Origin of the sequence: Paraburkholderia sp. SIMBA_054 (assembly GCF_046534875.1) — a bacterium.
Lineage (GTDB): Bacteria > Pseudomonadota > Gammaproteobacteria > Burkholderiales > Burkholderiaceae > Paraburkholderia > Paraburkholderia hospita.
In genome coordinates, this window is the sequence record NZ_JAWRXV010000207.1 from 1 (window position 1) to 568 (window position 568).

At 56.3% G+C, this 568-nt stretch carries 1 protein-coding gene; it reads right to left on the minus strand.

Features of this window, described 5'->3' with window-relative positions:
• Nucleotides 1-487: IS701 family transposase (locus tag SB822_RS54795; protein WP_410858811.1), on the minus strand; the 487-nt coding region annotated here is incomplete at its 3' end.
• Nucleotides 488-568: the final 81 nt, after the last annotated feature.

Below are 568 nucleotides of genomic sequence, written 5' to 3' on the forward strand. Positions count from 1 at the left end.
GGTCGTCAATCCATTCCTTGGGGACATACAGCTGCCAGGCAATCGGCAGGCTGCCGCGTTGCGTCGCGATCGACAGGGTCACTGCGACCTGGCAGTTGTCCTGCTTTCCGAGCTGCCCACAATACTGACGCGCCACCCCGACCGAATGACGTCCCTTCTTTGGAAAACCTGTGTCATCAATAATCCAGTAATAGCCGGTTTCTTCAGCAGCGTGCGCGCCTAACGCGGGCATTACCCATTCGCGTACCCGCTGCAAGACTGCACGGTCAGACCAGTCTGCCTTGGCCACAAAGTGGTGGAGCGACTGGTGTTTCGCACTCGCGTGAAGCGGGTCAATATGCGCGGCCATCGGCTCGACGCTCTTGCGTGACAACGGCAATACCAGGCCCGAACAGTAGCCCTTGAGGCCGGCATGACGATCGGCATGCCCTAACGCCTGCGCCAGATCGTTCAGATACGCGTCAAATTCGTCGACATCTTCTCTCATCGCGATCGCCCGGAGTCTGTATTATTCAATAGTACCAGGTATCGCTCTGCTGTGAATTAATTTTATGACACAGTCAGACTA